This window comes from Virgibacillus alimentarius (assembly GCF_017874635.1).
In the GTDB taxonomy this organism is placed as follows: Bacteria; Bacillota; Bacilli; order Bacillales; family Amphibacillaceae; genus Virgibacillus_B; species Virgibacillus_B alimentarius.
Genome location: NZ_JAGIKX010000006.1, coordinates 46746 through 64333 on the forward strand (window position 1 = coordinate 46746; position 17588 = coordinate 64333).

At 37.1% G+C, this 17588-nt stretch carries 19 protein-coding genes, 1 pseudogene and 2 other annotated features; of the genes and pseudogenes, 5 read left to right on the plus strand and 15 right to left on the minus strand.

Features of this window, described 5'->3' with window-relative positions; all coding sequences use genetic code 11:
* The first annotated feature begins 78 nt into the window (after nt 1–78).
* From J2Z81_RS05720 to J2Z81_RS05735, 4 genes are read left to right on the plus strand one after another with little or no spacing between them, the layout of a single operon-like run.
* A complete protein-coding gene (locus J2Z81_RS05720; protein ID WP_226370900.1) occupies nt 79–864 on the plus strand; it encodes a YhfC family intramembrane metalloprotease in 786 nt (261 codons plus the stop codon).
* Between the two features lie 16 nt (nt 865–880).
* Nucleotides 881–1144 (plus strand): hypothetical protein, encoded by a 264-nt coding sequence (locus J2Z81_RS05725; protein WP_029269094.1) that lies wholly within the window; start codon nt 881–883, stop codon nt 1142–1144.
* 2 nt (nt 1145–1146) lie between these two features.
* Complete coding sequence (locus J2Z81_RS05730; RefSeq protein WP_029269096.1) at nt 1147–2502, plus strand: tripartite tricarboxylate transporter permease; 1356 nt, start codon at nt 1147–1149, stop codon at nt 2500–2502.
* Between the two features lie 48 nt (nt 2503–2550).
* Nucleotides 2551–3501: an MBL fold metallo-hydrolase gene (locus J2Z81_RS05735; RefSeq protein WP_226370901.1), complete on the plus strand. Its 951-nt coding sequence runs from the start codon at nt 2551–2553 to the stop codon at nt 3499–3501.
* Nucleotides 3502–3571: 70 nt separating this feature from the next.
* Here J2Z81_RS05735 and J2Z81_RS05740 read toward each other — a convergent pair whose 3' ends face one another.
* The 8 genes and pseudogenes from J2Z81_RS05740 to J2Z81_RS05775 form a co-directional block, all read right to left on the minus strand.
* Nucleotides 3572–3967 carry a hypothetical protein gene (locus J2Z81_RS05740; protein ID WP_029269100.1) on the minus strand — a complete coding sequence of 132 codons (396 nt, stop codon included), beginning with the start codon at nt 3965–3967 and terminating at the stop codon, nt 3572–3574.
* Nucleotides 3968–4071: 104 nt separating this feature from the next.
* Nucleotides 4072–4839: an exodeoxyribonuclease III gene (locus J2Z81_RS05745; RefSeq protein ID WP_029269102.1), complete on the minus strand. Its 768-nt coding sequence runs from the start codon at nt 4837–4839 to the stop codon at nt 4072–4074.
* Between the two features lie 182 nt (nt 4840–5021).
* Nucleotides 5022–5621: pseudogene (locus tag J2Z81_RS05750) on the minus strand (short chain dehydrogenase).
* 149 nt (nt 5622–5770) lie between these two features.
* Nucleotides 5771–6106 (minus strand): thioredoxin family protein, encoded by a 336-nt coding sequence (locus J2Z81_RS05755; protein ID WP_029269106.1) that lies wholly within the window; start codon nt 6104–6106, stop codon nt 5771–5773.
* A 108-nt stretch (nt 6107–6214) separates the two neighbouring features.
* Nucleotides 6215–6847, minus strand: a complete 633-nt coding sequence (locus tag J2Z81_RS05760) for a CotY/CotZ family spore coat protein (protein ID WP_226370902.1) — start codon at nt 6845–6847, stop codon at nt 6215–6217.
* A gap of 397 nt (nt 6848–7244) precedes the next feature.
* The gene (locus J2Z81_RS05765; protein ID WP_051681454.1) at nt 7245–7790 is read right to left on the minus strand and encodes a YusW family protein; all 546 of its coding nucleotides are present in this window, start codon (nt 7788–7790) and stop codon (nt 7245–7247) included.
* A gap of 178 nt (nt 7791–7968) precedes the next feature.
* Entirely contained in the window at nt 7969–8913 is a 945-nt protein-coding gene (gene lipA, locus J2Z81_RS05770; RefSeq protein WP_029269113.1) for a lipoyl synthase, read from the minus strand.
* A 40-nt stretch (nt 8914–8953) separates the two neighbouring features.
* The gene (locus J2Z81_RS05775) at nt 8954–9769 is read right to left on the minus strand and encodes a lipoate--protein ligase family protein (RefSeq protein WP_029269115.1); all 816 of its coding nucleotides are present in this window, start codon (nt 9767–9769) and stop codon (nt 8954–8956) included.
* Nucleotides 9770–10020: 251 nt separating this feature from the next.
* On the opposite strand from J2Z81_RS05775, the gene J2Z81_RS05780 reads away from it, so the two are divergent.
* Complete coding sequence (locus J2Z81_RS05780; protein WP_029269117.1) at nt 10021–10215, plus strand: SHOCT domain-containing protein; 195 nt, start codon at nt 10021–10023, stop codon at nt 10213–10215.
* A 102-nt stretch (nt 10216–10317) separates the two neighbouring features.
* Here the strand turns inward: J2Z81_RS05780 and trpA are convergent, their stop codons facing one another.
* The 7 genes from trpA to J2Z81_RS05815 all read right to left on the minus strand — a co-directional run bounded on the left by trpA (nt 10318) and on the right by J2Z81_RS05815 (nt 17520).
* Entirely contained in the window at nt 10318–11115 is a 798-nt protein-coding gene (trpA, locus tag J2Z81_RS05785) for a tryptophan synthase subunit alpha (RefSeq protein ID WP_226370903.1), read from the minus strand.
* Entirely contained in the window at nt 11116–12309 is a 1194-nt protein-coding gene (gene trpB, locus J2Z81_RS05790) for a tryptophan synthase subunit beta (RefSeq protein WP_226370915.1), read from the minus strand.
* Between the two features lie 4 nt (nt 12310–12313).
* Nucleotides 12314–12922, minus strand: coding sequence for a phosphoribosylanthranilate isomerase (locus J2Z81_RS05795; RefSeq protein WP_029269123.1), 609 nt, complete (start codon nt 12920–12922; stop codon nt 12314–12316).
* On the minus strand, nt 12912–13709 hold the full coding sequence (trpC, locus tag J2Z81_RS05800) for an indole-3-glycerol phosphate synthase TrpC (RefSeq protein WP_029269125.1): 798 nt from the start codon (nt 13707–13709) through the stop codon (nt 12912–12914). The genes J2Z81_RS05795 and trpC overlap by 11 nt, the downstream gene beginning before the upstream one ends.
* A gap of 6 nt (nt 13710–13715) precedes the next feature.
* Entirely contained in the window at nt 13716–14735 is a 1020-nt protein-coding gene (trpD, locus tag J2Z81_RS05805) for an anthranilate phosphoribosyltransferase (protein ID WP_029269127.1), read from the minus strand.
* 24 nt (nt 14736–14759) lie between these two features.
* Entirely contained in the window at nt 14760–16160 is a 1401-nt protein-coding gene (gene trpE, locus J2Z81_RS05810) for an anthranilate synthase component I (protein ID WP_029269129.1), read from the minus strand.
* Between the two features lie 61 nt (nt 16161–16221).
* Nucleotides 16222–16467: a binding site (T-box leader), on the minus strand.
* Between the two features lie 81 nt (nt 16468–16548).
* Nucleotides 16549–16789, minus strand: a binding site (T-box leader).
* Nucleotides 16790–16959: 170 nt separating this feature from the next.
* Nucleotides 16960–17520: a nitroreductase family protein gene (locus J2Z81_RS05815; RefSeq protein ID WP_029269131.1), complete on the minus strand. Its 561-nt coding sequence runs from the start codon at nt 17518–17520 to the stop codon at nt 16960–16962.
* Nucleotides 17521–17588 lie beyond the last annotated feature (68 nt).

A 17588-nucleotide genomic window follows, 5' to 3' on the forward strand; every position in this document is an offset into this window, starting at 1 on the left:
ATGGATGTATGATGTAACCTTAGATTAAAAAATGGTATATTGATTTTAGCTTATATATAATGAAGAGAAGGTGATCGGGTGGTTAGTCAAATAACAATAACAGTGTTGATTATAACGATGTGTTTATCAGTTCTCATTCCAATTTTTCTTTTCTTTCTTTTTAAAAAGAAGTATGACATATCCATGAAAGTAGTTTTATTTGGTGCTCTAACATTTATTCTCTTTGTTCAAATTTTAGAAGGTATCATTAATGGATATATTTTGAATAGCGCTACAATGGCCTCTTTTATTGAAAATGCATGGGTATTTATTCCATACACTGTTTTCATGGCGGGTATTTTTGAAGAAGTCGGAAGATATATAATGATGCGATTCGCTTTGAAGAGATACCGGAAATGGAAAGATGGCCTAGCTTTTGGAATTGGGCATGGCGGAGTCGAGTCCATACTTATATTAGGATTATCTAATTTAAGTATGATTATTTTTGCCTTTCAAATTAATGCCGGTACATTTGACCAACTGTTAACAAATGATAGCATAAAAGAAGTTCTCATGCCTATAAAAGAACAATTAATAGCTGCATCACCATATATGATGATGTTAGGCCCGGTAGAAAGATTATGTGCAATAGCTTTGCATATTGCTTTATCTATCCTAGTTTTGTATGGAGTAAAAAGCAAAAAGATTCAGTATTTAGTTTATGCTGTTTTAGCTCATGCAGTCTTCAACCTTCCTGCAGCCTTTTACCAAGCAGGACTTCTTTCAAATGTGCTAATTATTGAATTACTAACTGTGTTATTCACAATAATTATTTTGATATTTGTTTTCAGATCCGGGAACTGGTTTAAACAGCTTGAGGAATAAAAGGAGGTAAACCTTTATGGTGAACGATTCGGGACCATCGAGTGAAAAAAATGAAGTGAAAGAAAACGTTGAAATTTGGGAAGACGTAGTAAATATTAAAGATTTATTAATAAGTTTAATAATCAGTAGTATTACAACACTAGGGGGTTATTTAATTGCTCCGGATACTCCGCCGAAACCATTAATTTTTGGATTAATTGGAGCAATAATTGGTTTCATTATCAGCAGTGTGATTATAAAACCAAAACGTACATTTCAAATGATGGATGAGGAGAAGTAGTTATGGATGCCATTTTAATTATGGAAATGATTGCTGCTGCTATCGCTGGTGCAGTATTATATACAGTTATTGGAATAGCGCCTGGAACAGATGAAACTGCAGTACTTGCACCAGTAACGCTTGTGTTAGTTCTAGCGGGATTTGAACCAATTGTTATTTTAACGTTTTTTATTTCAGCTATTGTTGCTAAAAAACTAACCGATTCCATTCCTGTGGCGATAGCGGGAATACCTGGTGGCGTTATGTCAGCTCCGATGGTGGAGCATGCGATGGTGCTGAAAAAACATGGAGTGCCTGACTTAAGCATTCGAAAAATGGCATCAGGATCTGTAATAGGTACGATTATCGCGGTGCCAATGAGTTTGGTTTTAGCAAGCCTAATCGCCCCCTTAGCCGATGTAATAACAGATTATTCCAATCAAATATTTTTTGGTGGAGCAGTATTTTTAGCACTTATGACAAAAAACCGCATCCTCGCGTTAGTATCTATTGTTCCTTTCGCTTTACTTATTCAGGGATTACGTCATTTATACTGGGGGATAGGGGCGGTACCAGAAGATACAACAGTGTTTACATCCTTCTTTCTGGGAATTACGATTGGCCCTGTTATTTTAAAACTATTTGAATTACTAAATAAGGATATTCGAAAAAAGCTACCGCGTCATAATAAAAAAGAAATAAGGGTTAATAAGCATAAAGTAGAAAAAGGATTTCCTAACCCATTTAAAATTTTAGATAAAAAAGAAATCGGGACCACTTCCTTTGCCTCTGTTATGGGCGTACTTACCTTTTTCATGAGTCCAGTAGGGATGACGATATTTTTGGGAGAAACATTATCAAGCAGGGTGAAAGATCCAATAAAAAGAGCAGCCAGAGCTATTTCAAGTATGGATGGGTTAACGAACGCCGCATATATTTCAGGTACATTAGTCCCTTTAATTGCACTAGGTGTTCCCTTGTCTCCAACAGCAATTGGTCCGGGAAGTGCATTGTTTAATGCCCCGCCAGTATTTACACTGGAAAATAACCTGCATCACTTATTGTCGATGAGTGATTTTATCATAGCAACAGTTATCGGCTCGATAATTGCGATTGGTTTTACATTCTATATTACAATAAAGTATTCACAACAAATTTGTGCATTTGTGTTTAAATATATACCACACGAAGCAATGCTTGGCCTGTTTTTTGGGCTCGTATTAATGCTTTCCTTTATGGATGCAGGATGGATTAACATTGGTGGTGTTTTATTGATCAGTTTAGTTGCTGGAATTCTACATCGCTGGGGTGTTAATTATGGTGTCCAATTTATGGTATTATATGCAGCGCCGTGGCTTGTATCTGTTTTGGTAGGATAATCTGTTGTATTAATAAAATTAGTATGTCATTTGATGGGAGGATTTGTTATGCGAGAGAAAGAGCCAATTTACTTAGGTAATCGAATTCATTTGATCGACGGATTTGATATGGGTATTCCTGCACGTACGGGTACATATGTTATTGATGAAGAAGCACTGACTCTGGTGGAAACCGGACCCAGTCCATCGATAAAATATGTAAAGAAAGGGTTAACATCCTTGGGGTTTTCATTAAATGATGTGAAGTATATCATTGTTACTCATATTCATTTGGATCATTCTGGAGGTGCTGGGGTGCTATTGAAGGATTGTCCAAACGCTACTGTCGTTGTTCATCCAAGGGGCGCAAGACATCTTGTTGATCCAAAGAAATTAGCAGCAGGAGCAAGAGCAGTTTATGGCGACAGCTTTGAAGAATTGTTTGAGCCGATTCTTCCGATACCGGAGGATCGTTTACTTATTAAAGGGGAAGGAGATACGCTCCAAATTGGGACAAATTGTACACTAGAATTTATGGATACACCCGGTCACTCAAGACATCACTTTAGTATTTTTGATCCATTAAGCAATGGTATTTTTGTAGGTGATACGGTCGGTGTTTATTATAAGCAATTAGCACGTGAGGGAATTGACTTATTTTTACCGAGTACTTCCCCTAATCATTTTGATCCAGATGCAATGCATACATCAATAGAACGAATAAGGAATATGAATGTTGATAAAATTTACTATGGACATTTTGGGATGACAGATAAAGTAAACCTTGCATTAAATCAAGCTTCTAAGTGGATAGATGAATATGTAGAGTTAGGTGAACAGGCAATAGAAGAAGGGAAGGGGTATGATGAACTTTCCGAGCGAATGCTTCAAAGAGTCAGGAGTTACTTAAAAACATTACATGTGTCTGATAAACATGATGTTTATGTGATTCTTAATTTGGATATGAAGGTTTGTGCATTAGGATTGATTGACTATTTTCAGAAGTTGAAAAGGCAATAGTAAAAAGATGTAGGAATAGACCAGTCGATAGTGGGACTGGTCTTTTTAGAGTAGCAATATCTTTGATCACTTAATTATTTTCTTCTTGCGTTTTCATAAATGTTAGAATTGCAAAAAATACAAAGCTTAATAATAAAATCGTTCCACCAACGATAAAGAAAACGGTTGGCATAGCACCTTCCATTCCAAATGGTTTTACATAATAAAACCACATTCCAACGGTTAAACCAATTGCTCCAATAATGGCTGACCATACATGTAGCGTTGCAATAATTGTATTAGCGGGGGTGAATAGTTTATAGAAAACTGCCCATGCAAATAATGTTAACCAGCCAACAACAAGTATATGTGCATGTACGGATTTAAAAGCAAGACTGCCCGCTCCAGCCATATGTGATCCTAAAAATGCCCCTACCAATGCAAATAGGGCTGAAAATCGAAGTAATAGTTTACTATATTTATTCAAAATGTTTCCTCCTTTTTGTTTATTTATATCAATAGGTTTTATTCGCATTATATTTATAGTTTATATATCAAATATGAACGGAGTATGAACAAATGGTTACATTATTAACAGGAGGCAGGAATATTTATTTCCAGTGCAATCGGGCAATGGTCACTTCCCATGACTCCTGCGTGGATTTGTGAGTCTTTTAATCTTTCTGCTAACCTTTCTGAAACAATAAAATAATCAATACGCCATCCAATATTTCTTTCTCTTACTGTTTTCATGTAGGACCACCAGGTATATAGCCCTTCCGTATCTGGATAGAAATAGCGTAGACTATCAATAAAGCCGGATGCAAGTAAGTTGGACATCTTGCTGCGTTCTTCCACGGTGAATCCGGAATTACCGCGGTTTGTTTTAAAATTTTTTAAGTCAATCTCCTGGTGTGCTACATTAAAGTCACCACATAGAATAACAGGTTTGATTTCATCCAACGCTTTAATGTGATTAAAAAATGCATCTTCCCAAGCCATACGCACATCCAGCCTTGCCAAATCCCGTTGTGAATTTGGTGTATACACATTGACTAGATAAAAACGTTCAAATTCAAGTGTAATAATACGTCCTTCGTCTTGTGAATTATTTTCGCCAAGGCCATAATGAACAGATAATGGCTTTTGCTTTGTAAATACAGCTGTTCCGGAATACCCTTTTCTTACCGCATAATTCCAGTACTGATGATAGTTTTCTAAATCTAACGTGATTTGACCGGATTGTAATTTAATTTCTTGCACGCAGAATATATCTGCATTTATTTTATGAAAATAATCCATAAAACCTTTCCGCACACAAGCCCGAAGTCCATTCACATTCCAAGAAACCAATTTCATGTTTTCGTTCTCCCTTTTCTGATTTTAAGCTTGTCTATTAGTTTAGCATATTCTTTGAAGGAAGAAAGAACGATTTGTTATAGGTAGGAAGGGAGTTGGTATTAAAAAGAAGAAGTTATAGAAAACCACAAGTAAAAAACACCTGCCTCCATGCTTTTAGCAAAGAGACAAGCGTCCCTCTGTTAATACACTTCATAATTTTGTCCAGTTTGAGCACCACAAACACTTTTCTTAAAAGCAAGTGCTACACGGTGGGCAGGTACAGGTTCAAATCCGAGAAAAAAAGGCTCCAACCTCTCCCAAGATTCTTCCACTGCATTGGGGCTTACACTGTTTATCCGTATTCCTCTTGGCATTTCAATGGAAGATGCTTTTACAAATGATTTTACACCGCCATTCGCCATTGCGGCTGAAGCACCTTGAGGAATAGGGTCATCCATCATGATGCCGGTAGTTAATGTGAAGCTTCCATTATCATTTACATTATTTAAACCTAAAAGTACCAGGTTGATTTGTCCTTTTAATTTACTCTCGATACCTTTCTCATTAAGTTCTGGTGTCAATTCAGAAACGGAAGCGAAAGTTGCACCACCGGCTGCATTTACAACGGCATCAATTTTACCTACTTATTCATACATTTTTTTAATGCTGTCGGGCGATGTTATATCTACAGTTACATCTGCACCATTACGGCCTGCGCAAATAATTTCATGTTCTTTTTCTAATTCCTTTTTAATTTCTTTTCCAATAGTGCCACTGGCACCAACTATTAATATTCTCATTTTTTACCTCTTTTCTTATTTATTTAATACATTCGTTTATCAAATATGTACCCTCTATACGTATGCCGTTAATGATACACGTATGCATATTAAAGGCTGAAGATGGTTTATTTTACTAACCTTTCTATGGAAAATATGTTGTTTTGGGTTCAGCCTACTAGGTTTTCATATATTTTATCTATCTTTTCTTCTAAGCGTTGCAAATGAACAATGCGAGCCTCACGTATATATTCCTTGCCATCAACAAAGAGGAGTAATACAGGAGCAGTAAATACGGAAAAGCGACCCGCAACGGCTTCTACTTCACTCGCATCGATATAACCTAATTGAATTTTTGGATACTTAGACATCAATTGTTTCATCTGGGGCAGCAATCCTTTGCATACACTGCAATTGGTCTGTGATATAAATAAAAAAGAAAGCTGATTTTGCGAAATAAATTGTTCAATCTTTGCTAATGATGAAATATGTTGAAATTCCCTCATGCTCTCACCTCTTTCATGTATTATATAAGCAGTAATAAACTTTTTCCTTTTATTTGCTCAAAATAAACTGACTAGGGCAAGGGAGCACTAGTCAGTTTTAAACAGATATTATCTTGCAAGAGGTTTTGTTGCAGGCAGGCAAGCGATTCCGTTAAAGGAATGCAAGTCAACTGTTATACAGATGCCTGTTTCTATAAGTTTCCCACTGTTATTTGGTGGTACCACAGAAAAACAATCATCATAGTGAGGATGGTTGTGATAATCATGGTGTTCATGATGATCATGATGATCATGGTGATCGTGGTGTCCATGATGTGCTCGTTGTTGAAACTCTAGTAGTTCTAATTCTACACAGCACCCAGATCCGCCTTTGACAAACCTTTTAGCTTTGAAAATGCTGGACTCTACACAAATAAAGTTCCAGTCTTTTGTAACTCCTTTTGCTTTAAACACATCACAATTGCCTTTGCAATAAAGCATGAATGGTACTGTTGTAAAATTATTTCTATTGCGATTAGGTGAAAGCAAATCTTTAATTGATTGTTCACAACCTGTAGAACAGCAATTTTCATTTTCTTCTGTTACTCGATCCTGTTCGCGTATAATCTTTTTAACGGTGTCACATACACAGCTTTCTTGTTTAGAACACTGGCATTGGCTATTGCAACAATGGCTGTGCCCATGTTCATGGTGATGAACGGGTTCTTGATGACGACGAAACTTTTCACGATAATATCCCATTAAAAAACCTCCTTTTGTTATTTGATACATTAATACTATATGAGAAGGATTAATTAATGGTTGTATAATAGTCTAATTCTAGTAAATATGAGCAAGTTATCCATGTACATATATAAAAATGATGTGAATGTATTGAGCAATAAGCCAAAACAAAGCTGTAATAATCGCATAATTTATATAATAAATCTAAACAAGTCTTGTAATAGATTGATACAACTCATGATAACTCTGCTAGGGAAGTTAACTGATCACTAGTTTCCCTTCAATAAGACACCTTTACTTTCATTGCTTCCATAATGAAGAAAAGAAGCACGCCATAAACCATGAAATAGGTACGGCGTGTTTTGTCATTTCCCGGGAAATATCGACACCATGTTTTATGCTTTTTTAGATGTATTTATACTTTGTCTTCAAATTCGACATTTTTTCCGTTTTCAAAGGATATTTCTAGTTCAAATTTTTGATAATCAGGGTCTAAATCGAAAGCTTTTAGAGCTTCTTTAATAGCATTATTTTTGTTTGTATTTTGATCAATCATAAGCTTTTTCAATCTAGGGAAGATTTTATTGAAGGCTTCCTCTCCGCTTGATTGTAAACCGTTTACATCGTCTTCTAAGTCTGCTTCCATTCCATTGGCTTCTTGTTCGATACTTGCTTCGTACTCTTTATCGCCTTCATATTCAACGCTTAGTTCAAAGCGTGTATAAGCTAATTCATCCATTTTTTGTTTCATATCATCAGGGGATGTGGCGTCCAAATTTTCATTATTGGCAGTGCCATTGTTCTCATAATTCATATCATCTGCATTATCATCATTATCCACGGCTCCTTCGTTTTTTTGATTCGTATTAGCATTTTCTTCAGTTGGATCCCCTTGTGTACCGCAGGCTATCAAAGTTAAAGAGAGTATAAGCATTGTTATAAGTAGTGAATTTTTCCTCATGTTATTTTAACCTCCTCAAAAGTTTGTTGTTAATAATTTGTCCATCTTTCAGGAAACTAAACGAAAGAAGAAGTTTTATTGATCATACGTTTGATTAACGAATCTCGTAATTAATGCATAAATCAAAAATAGGAACAAACCTATAATAAGTCTGCTCCTATTTTTTGTTAGGAAATTTTTAAAATGTGAAATCTACTGTTTTATTTTCTTGATTTTCGTAGCCCTTCATATATTTAATTCTGCGTTGAGCAGATGCTTGGTTAACTTGCTCATCAGCGTGATAGGAAGATCTTACTAGTGGACCAGCCTCACAGTGACGGAACCCTTTTTCTAAAGCAATCTTTTTCAGTTCAGCAAATTCATCAGGATGATAATAACGCTCTACATTTAAATGCTTTTTTGTAGGTTGCAAGTATTGGCCAATCGTCATGATATCAACGTCATGTGCTAATAAATCATCCATTGCTTGAACAATTTCCTCTTTTTCTTCACCTAGTCCAACCATGATGCTTGATTTTGTTGGTGTATTTGGTGCAATCTCTTTTACGCGCTGCAGGAGAGTTAATGATCTGTCATACATTGCCCGAGCCCGAACGCGTTTTGTCAGTCTTCTAACGGTTTCAATGTTGTGATTAAAGATGTCTGGTTCACTGTCCATTAATGTGTGTAAGCTTTCATAGTCGCCTTTCATATCAGAAGGCAAGATTTCAATGGTACATCCAGGATTTTTTCGGCGGATTGCGCGAACAGTTTCTGCGAAAACAGCTGCTCCACCATCATTTAAGTCATCCCTAGCAACGGCCGTAACAACAACGTGCTTCAATCCCATTATTTCTACAGAGTCTGCTACACGTTCAGGTTCTCCCCAATCAAGTTCGTTCGGAAGTCCGGTTTTTACTGCACAGAATCTGCAGCCACGTGTACACGTATCTCCTAAAATCATGAAAGTTGCCGTTTTGCGCTCACTCCAGCATTCATGGATGTTTGGGCATCTTGCTTCCTCACATACCGTGTTTAATTTTTTGTCGCGCATTAATTTCTTTAACCCAGTATATGATTTGTTTGTATTTAATTTTATTTTAAGCCATTCCGGTTTGCGTATGTATTCTTCCTGCTTTGACATTTTATATATACACTCCTTTAATAGTAAGATAGTAAAAATTTTATGTTAATATATCAGCTGTATACTTTTCTTTTGCTAATTGAAGAACTTCTTCCCATTTGGATTCAGACAATGTAAATGGCTTTAGTTTAATATCTAGCCCTGTTTGAAACCCTTTAAAGAAGGATTCTTTCAACATGTCATACGTATGCTTTTTATTTGTGATCTGATTGATAGCAATCGCCTTTTTGGAAAATGAAGCCCGTTTGCGATTTTTGACTTTTTCAGATGGAAAAAGAAATAAATCAAATAACATGTTTTCATCAATACTCATCGGGATTGATCCATGTTGTAGCAATACACCTTTTTTCCGTGTTTGCGCATTGCCGGATATTTTTTTCCCATCAATAATCATTTCATAATATGCCGGTTTTTCAAAACAGACAGCAGTTCTATCTTTTAGGGACTCCTTATCTGGATATGCATATTCCGCGTGAATACCTAAGTTCTTATAACCTTCTAGAATGCCTTTGGTTAAGATATAATAGGCCTCACGAACTGATTTAGGAATGGACGGATGATTTTCGCTAACAACTAGGCTATATGTTAATTCATCATCATGCAAAACAGCGCTGCCGCCAGTTAAGCGACGCACAAATTGGCAGCTGTGCCGCTCTATTGCAGAGAAATCAATGGTCTTTTCTATTTTTTGAAAGTGCCCGACAGAAAGACTGGGAGCTGACCATCCATAAAAACGTAATGTAGGAGGGATTTCCCCATTGCTATGCCAATTTAATAAAGATTCATCCAGTGCCATATTTACAGAAGCATCGAGGTGCCCTGTATCAATAAATCCCCACTCTTCTTTTTCAAAAATAAGCTCCACCTCCTATGTATTTTAACTGCCTTTTATAGACGATTAAAAGGTAACAGACTATTCCTTATTTTAACATAGACGGCATGCTTTTTGTTATTAACTTCAGCTTTTCTATTATAGTACAGTCCATGCTTTGCGTGATTTATTCCTCATATTAACGGTCCGGAAAAATCATGGGAAGGAGGATGCAAGGAGTTTGCATGAAATCCTAATTTAGTGGGAATGTATAGGTAGAAGAGGAGGTAAAAAATATGTCTATATTAAATCTAGGCTATATACGTATTTTTTTATCTATTATTGTGTTCGTTGTATTGGTTATTATCCTTATTCGCTTTAGGGCAAGCAAAAATCCGGCAAAAGATTCTTTAGATCTATTAAGAGAAAAATATGAAAGAGGAGAACTGACAAAAGAAGAATATGAAGAAGCACGTAAAATGCGCGAGTGATAAATAGGCGATTTATGTATAAACAAAGGTTTCCAGTTATTGTTATATTACACAAAAGTGCCTTTTAGAAAACAGCACTTTTGTGTATGAAATAGTAAAAGACTAATTTACTGATATGTTTTTCTTGTCACTTGCTCCTTGGATCAGCTCTTTAATCGCTTCTGTCTTTCCGTGATGAAGCAAATCCACAATTTTACTTCCGACAATCACACCGTCACAAGCACTTCCTAATTTCCTTGCCTGTTCTGCATTGGATACACCAAAGCCTGCCAGGACAGGTAAAGAGGTAAATTCCTTTAATTCCTGTAAATAAGAGTGAACTTCTTTTTCATGTGCCGATCTGGCTCCTGTTGTCCCTTTAACAGATACCGCATAAAGAAAACCTTCTGTTCGGGCAGCAATATCACGAAGCCGTTCTTTAGGACTTGTTAATGCTGCAAGACGTATGAAAGCTACTGCATGCTGTTTGAGGAGGTTAGCGAGTAAATCTTCTTCTTCCATTGGCAGATCAGGAATAATTACTCCGCTAACTCCAGCCTCTTCACAGCTTTTTGCAAATTTTTCAATGCCGTATGCATAAATTGGATTTAAGTAGGTCATAAAAACAATAGGTAATGTTCGTTTCTCCCTAAACGTTTGTAATGTTTCAAAAATTCCTGATAAGGTTGTTCCATTTGCAATGGATCGTTGGCCAGACTCTTGTATTGTAGGGCCATCTGCTACTGGGTCAGAAAAGGGAACACCGAGTTCAACAGCTGCAGCTCCTGATTCTTGAAGAAAATTTAGCCGTTCTTCTAAATTATTTAAACCTCCGTCTCCAGCCATGATATAGGGTACAAATATTTTTTCTCCCGCTTTACGTTTGTCTGCTAACGCTTTGTCTAACATTTGTTTACTCATTTATTTCCCCTCCAATGCATCTTTAACTTGTTCGACATCTTTATCGCCACGACCAGATAAACAGATCACGATAGACTGATTGTCATCCATTTGTTTTGCTAGTTTCATTGCATAGGCTACAGCATGTGCGCTTTCCAAAGCTGGAATGATCCCCTCCACATGGGATAAATATTGGAAGGCTTCAAGTGCTTCCTCATCCGTAATAGAATCATAGGTAACACGTTTCATCTCGTGTAAATGGCTGTGTTCAGGACCAACACCAGGGTAGTCAAGACCGGCTGAAATGGAATATGCTTCTTGAATTTGTCCATGGTCATTCTGTAATAAATAGGTCATAGTGCCGTGTAAGACTCCCACAGACCCATCCGTTAACGTTGCTGCATGTTTTGCTGACTCGATTCCGTTGCCTCCAGCTTCAACTCCGTAAAGTTTGACATTCTCATCTTGGATAAACGGGTAAAACATCCCCAAGGCGTTACTGCCACCTCCTACACAAGCAACAACCGCATCTGGCAGGGAACCTGTTTTTTCTTTATGCTGTTGTTTTGTTTCTTCGCCGATAACTGATTGGAAATCGCGAACAATTTTCGGAAATGGGTGAGGTCCGACAACTGATCCCAGTATATAATGGGTGTCAGAAACATGACTAACCCAATAACGTAATGCTTCGTTAACAGCATCCTTTAGTGTCCCGCTTCCTTGTGATACACTTTCAACTTTTGCTCCTAGAAGTTCCATGCGAAATACGTTTAACTTTTGTCTGCGCATATCTTCTTCTCCCATAAATACAATGCATTCAAGACCAAGAAGAGCACATACTGTTGCAGTAGCTACACCATGTTGACCTGCACCTGTTTCAGCAACAACTTTTTTCTTTCCCATTCTTTTTGCTAACAAGGACTGACCGATTGTATTATTAATTTTGTGGGCTCCCGTATGGTTCAGGTCTTCTCGTTTTAAATAAATTTTTGGGCCATCTAACTTTTTAGATAAATTTTCTGCGTAATATAGTGGTGTTTCACGTCCTATATAATCTTTCAGATAATAATTTAGTTCTTCTATAAAAGCTCGATCTTGCATCGCGTCTTCGTATGCCTTATCGAGTTCAAGCAATGCAGGCATTAATAGCTCGGGAACAAATCTACCTCCGTAATTTCCGTATTTTCCTTCCTTGTCTGGCATTGTATATGTCAACATTCTAATCATCCTTTCTTTTAGCTTTTGTAATGAATTGCTCCATTTTCTCTAAGTCTTTTTCGCCATTTGTTTCAACGCCGCTTGAGACGTCTACTCCAGCAGCATTTGTTATCGCTATCGCTTCTTGTACATTTTCTTTGGAAAGTCCTCCGGCTATCATCACTTTATCTGGTTGTATTTTTGTTTCTTTTACTAAATTCCAGTTAAATGTCACTCCGTTTCCACCGCGATATGCACTAGCAGGGCTATCTAATAGATAGTAATCACAGGGGTAAGATGGAATGAATCCAGTTTCCTCCTTTTGTATTGAAAAAGCTTTAATCACTGGATAGGGAAGCCGTGCAGCCAGTTCAGCAGGCTCATCTCCATGGAGCTGAATGACATCTAAGTCAACTTTTCCAGCAATTTTTAAAATGTTTTCCCTTGTTTCATTCACAAACACGCCTACTTTTTTCACCTTGGGCGGAAGGGTAGCTGCAATTCGAGCGGCATTCTCTGGACTAATCTTCCGTTTGCTTGCCGCGAATACAAATCCAATAAAATCTGCACCAGATTTACATGCATGACGCGCAGCTTCCTCTGTTGTTATACCGCATATTTTAACGAGCATTGTTCACATTTCCTTCTTTTACTTGAATTTGTAAATCGGAAAACGTTTTTGATAAATTTTCGGATCGCATCAATGTTTCGCCGACAAGAATACCGTTTGCGCCATGTTCGGCAACTTCGTAAACGTCCTCTTTTGTTGCAATTCCACTTTCACTAATAAGAATGGTTTTTGGGTTTTCCACCATCGAAGTGAGCTTTTTTGTTACTGTTAGATCAACAGTAAACGTTTTTAAATCTCGATTATTAATACCAATAATCGGTGCTCCAAGATGAATTGCGCGCTCCATTTCATGCTCATTGTGTACTTCACAAAGCACCTCCAGATCTAATTCTGCAGCATAGTTATAGAGGGACTTTAATGAAGATTCCGACAATGCTGCTACGATAAGCAGAATAATCGATGCTCCAGCTGCTTTTGCTTGATCAATCTGCACTTTATCAATTATAAAATCCTTGCATAATAGGGGAAGGCTGACTGCCTCGCGTACAGCTCGTAAATCATCCATAGAACCATTGAAAAATGTTTTATCTGTTAAGATAGAAATCGCACCAGCTCCGGAGGACTCATATTTTCGAGCCTGAATAACAGGATCCACCTTCGAATTAATCGCACCTTTGGAAGGGGATGCACGCTTGATTTCGGCAATGATATTCATCTGCAGATTACGAGCAAATGTTTCTGAAATTTTTGCTATGTCTTTGTTGAAATTTATTTTATCAAATGTTTGCTTTCTCAGTAATTCTACTTCCTTTTCTTTTTGCCTTAAAATGTTATCTAAAATAGTCATATTCCATCACCCCACTAGGATTTTTTTGCTATAGTCCGCTAATCGATGTAGTTTTTCAAGCGCTGCACCACTTGCGATGCTTTCTCTAGCCATGTCAATCCCACTTTTCATCGTTTGAGCGATGCCATTTGCATATAACCCAAGGCCAGCATTTAAAAGAACTGTATCATAATAGGGACCAGGTTTTCCGTTTAAAACACGCAACAATATGTCAGCATTTTCTTCGGCATTGCCACCCCTTATTTTTTCGTTAGGGTAGACTGGCAAATCGAGTTCTGACGGATGGATGGTAAAATTCGTGACTTTTCCTTCGTTTAGTAAGGAAAGATGGTTTTCACCAGCTAGAGAGGCTTCATCCATATATCCAGCTCCATTAATTGCAATTGCTCTTCGTCGTCCTAATCGATGCATGGTTTCAGCGATCATAGGAAGCATATCCCGTCGATAAACCCCAACAAATTGTGTATCCAATGTGACCGGATTCGTAAGGGGACCAATAAGATTAAAAACGGTTGGAATCCGTAGGTCTTGTCGCACTTTCATAAAACGTTTCATCCCTTGATGAATATTTGGGGCATACAAGAAGGCGATGTTATTTTCGTGTAAAATTTCTTCCATTTGTTCTTTTTGAAACGTTAATGAAATGCCTAAATGTTCTAGTACATCCGCACTTCCAGTCTTGCTGGAAATACTGCGATTTCCGTGTTTGGCAACTGTTACTCCTGCACCAGCAATAACAAAGGCAGCAGTTGTACTAATATTAAAACTATAGGAACCATCTCCTCCTGTTCCACAATTATCCATCACATTTGTTAATCGATTTGACTTTTGACTTGATTCGGAACGGATGATCTCAGCTAATCCAGCGATTTCCTCTGGCGTTTCTCCTTTTGCCCGTAAAGCAATTAGAAATGCTGCTAATTCGCTATCAGATATCTGTTCATTAAAACAGCTTTTTGCTGCCTCTTTCATTTCTTCTATACGAAGGTTTTCTTGATTGATCACTTTTTCCAAAAATTTCCTCATCCTAATACTCCTTTCCTATTTAGCTTAGATATAGTGACTTGCTTCAATTAATGATCTGGATTTATGCAATGTTTCTTGATATTCCGCTTCCGGTTTAGAGTCGGCCACAATTCCTGCGCCAACTTGAAGGTATGCATTTTTTTCTTTTATAATGAGTGATCGTATCGTTAGCGTCATATTTAAATCGTAATTAAAGCCAATATATCCAATTCCTCCTCCATAGACACCACGTTTTTTATCTTCTAATCCGTTAATGATCTGCATCGCCTTGAGTTTTGGTGCACCAGATACTGTTCCAGCTGGTAAGCAAGCAATAAGCGCATCAATACTTGTTAGATTATGCTTTAAGACGCCGCGAACTTCAGAGACCATGTGCATAACGTGTTGATATTTTTCAATAGCCGTGTAGGTGGGAGTGGAAATAGTGCTTTTTTCACAAATGCGGCTAAGATCATATTTGCTTAGGTCGACAAGCATATCATGCTCCGATCTTTCTTTTTTATCTGAGAGAAGATCTTTTGTGTTTGCTTCATCTTCAAGTGTTGTTTTCCCGCGGGGACGTGTTCCCGCTATTGGATTCGTGATAATTGTTGAACCGCTCGTTTGAACCAAACTTTCCGGAGATGCACCTAAAACGATATAATCATGAAAATCAATATAGAACATGTATGGTGATGGATTAGCTCTTCTAAGCTTGCGGTAAAACGTAAATGGATCTCCGTTTGTTTTTGCTTTCATTCGCTGTGATAGAACAACTTGTAATACTTCATTGTCTTGAATATATTTTTTTGCTTTTTTAACATTATCGATAAATCGTTGTTTTTCCATCTCAGGTTCAAATACCATATTTTCTTCCTTGGTTATGCTTTCGTCTTGTATGGCAGTTAATGCCTTTTTCATCTTGTTTATCCTCTGATCTAAAATGTTTTCATCTTGCCGTTCAAGATTCATTGCAATCAGATAAACAGACTCGTTTCTATGGTCAAAGACAATGATGTCTTTATAAAACATTAAATGAACATCAGGCATATTCAGATCGTCAGGGAGCTCGCATCCCAAATTTTCATAGGAACGGATCGCATCGTAACCAACAAATCCAATTCCGCCGCCGATGAAAGGAAAGGGGAGCTCGATATCCATTTTTGGAAAATAAGTTTGTAAGGCAGACAAAGCCGGCTTTTTTTCAATATTTACTGTTCCACGTATATTATTTAGGATCGTACTTTCTCCTTTTGTACCGATTATTTCCTGATAAGGATTAGCTCCCATAAATGAATACTTTCCTTTTTGATCATGAGACATGGAGCTTTCTAATAAAAATTTTTTCCGCCCTTCCAAATTGCTGAAGATCGCAATTGGTGTTAATGTATCAGCATTTTGTTTTACAACTTTATAGGGAAGAGCAGTTTGTGTATTAACTTTCATCGTTTTAGCCTCCTCATCAATAAATAAAAAAATCCTCTATAAACACATTTGATCTGTGTTTATAGAGGACGATAGTGTGACCGCGGTGCCACCTCTTTTGAAAAAAACAATTTTCATCTTATTCAGGTACGGATTCATTAAAATCGTATACCCTATCCTTGTAACGGTGGAATTCCGTGTTTCCCTAGTCTTACTTCAGGAAACCTCTCGTAAGTCCATTCAACATCATCCACGTACCAGGTTTCCAGCAGCCCCGGCTCTCTGTGACGTTTCAAATATGCCTACTTCTCTTACTCCTTGATTTAAATATTCAGTTTTATGAAAACTACGTATGATCTTAGATTATGTTTAAAACTTTATTTTAAAAAAAAAAAAAACCTCTATCCGGAAAAAGGACGAGGATCTCGTGGTACCACCTTTATTAGCTAAAATAGCTCACTCTGGTAATATGAAAATCACATTTCATATTATCTCGTATAACGATGAGACATTTCGCCAAAGCCTACTTCATCTTCTGGTTCGGTTTGGAAGCTCTAAAGTCCATTCATCTATAATGTCACACTGGTTTGCACCTGCCACCAGTTCTCTGAATGTGTTTATAGATTACTACTCTTCGTCTTCGCTTGTCGATTTAATTATTGAAACTAATGATAAGGCAACTTTGAGTAAAAGTCAACAGTTTTAAAAATATTTTTAGAAGTATCCTTTTATTCTTAATATTACTAAAGTGTGTTGTGTTTAGAGTGATGCTGAAAACAAAAAAACACTAAAGTCGGGGAGGACATTCAGTGTTTTTTAGTTATCCTTTATACGTTTCAAATTTTTCCACTACTGGTATTCTTTCTTTTTTGGCTGGTTGCGTATCAAAATATCCAAGGTGTAAGAAACCGACTATTTTTTCGTTGGCACTAACATCTAAGATTTCTTTTGTTTTCGGTTCATAGATATGTGGATTTGTTCTCCATACGACACCAAGCTGTTTTTCCCATGCCAAAAGCCAGAAGTTTTGGATCATGCTTGCAGTAGCACCAAAATTCTCATCCCATTGTTTTTGGTTATCTGGTTCTTCCATAATTACAACAAGATAGGCACTCGGTTCATTTAGAAATGCCTCACGATTTTCTTGTCTTTCTTCTGGGTATGTAGACGCCACCCTTTTAGCAAAGTCAGCTTTTTGATCTTCTCCGATAAAAATAAAGCGCCATGGTTGTCTCATGCCATGTGTAGGTGCCCATATGGCATCTTCCAACAGTTCTAGAACTGCTTCTTCTGTTACTTTCTTATCATTATAACCCTTTTTAACAGAGCGACGTTCACGAATGATTTTCGCCAATTCTGTCTGGTTTTTTGTTTGGTCCATTCAAAAATCGTCTCCTTTATTTAAATGATAATTATTATCATTTAAATTGTATACGATCGAGCACATAA

Bases quoted from the DNA above. Each gene is read 5' to 3' on its own strand.
- J2Z81_RS05725 (WP_029269094.1), top strand. From the start codon at position 881: ATGGTGAACGATTCGGGACCATCGAGTGAAAAAAATGAAGTGAAAGAA.
- J2Z81_RS05730 (WP_029269096.1), top strand. From the start codon at position 1,147: ATGGATGCCATTTTAATTATGGAAATGATTGCTGCTGCTATCGCTGGT.
- J2Z81_RS05735 (WP_226370901.1), top strand. From the start codon at position 2,551: ATGCGAGAGAAAGAGCCAATTTACTTAGGTAATCGAATTCATTTGATC.
- J2Z81_RS05745 (WP_029269102.1), bottom strand. From the start codon at position 4,839: ATGAAATTGGTTTCTTGGAATGTGAATGGACTTCGGGCTTGTGTGCGG.
- J2Z81_RS05755 (WP_029269106.1), bottom strand. From the start codon at position 6,106: ATGAGGGAATTTCAACATATTTCATCATTAGCAAAGATTGAACAATTT.
- J2Z81_RS05760 (WP_226370902.1), bottom strand. From the start codon at position 6,847: ATGGGATATTATCGTGAAAAGTTTCGTCGTCATCAAGAACCCGTTCAT.
- J2Z81_RS05765 (WP_051681454.1), bottom strand. From the start codon at position 7,790: ATGAGGAAAAATTCACTACTTATAACAATGCTTATACTCTCTTTAACT.
- lipA (WP_029269113.1), bottom strand. From the start codon at position 8,913: ATGTCAAAGCAGGAAGAATACATACGCAAACCGGAATGGCTTAAAATA.
- J2Z81_RS05780 (WP_029269117.1), top strand. From the start codon at position 10,021: ATGTCTATATTAAATCTAGGCTATATACGTATTTTTTTATCTATTATT.
- trpA (WP_226370903.1), bottom strand. From the start codon at position 11,115: ATGAGTAAACAAATGTTAGACAAAGCGTTAGCAGACAAACGTAAAGCG.
- J2Z81_RS05795 (WP_029269123.1), bottom strand. From the start codon at position 12,922: ATGCTCGTTAAAATATGCGGTATAACAACAGAGGAAGCTGCGCGTCAT.
- trpC (WP_029269125.1), bottom strand. From the start codon at position 13,709: ATGACTATTTTAGATAACATTTTAAGGCAAAAAGAAAAGGAAGTAGAA.
- trpD (WP_029269127.1), bottom strand. From the start codon at position 14,735: ATGAGGAAATTTTTGGAAAAAGTGATCAATCAAGAAAACCTTCGTATA.
- trpE (WP_029269129.1), bottom strand. From the start codon at position 16,160: ATGAAAGTTAATACACAAACTGCTCTTCCCTATAAAGTTGTAAAACAA.
- J2Z81_RS05815 (WP_029269131.1), bottom strand. From the start codon at position 17,520: ATGGACCAAACAAAAAACCAGACAGAATTGGCGAAAATCATTCGTGAA.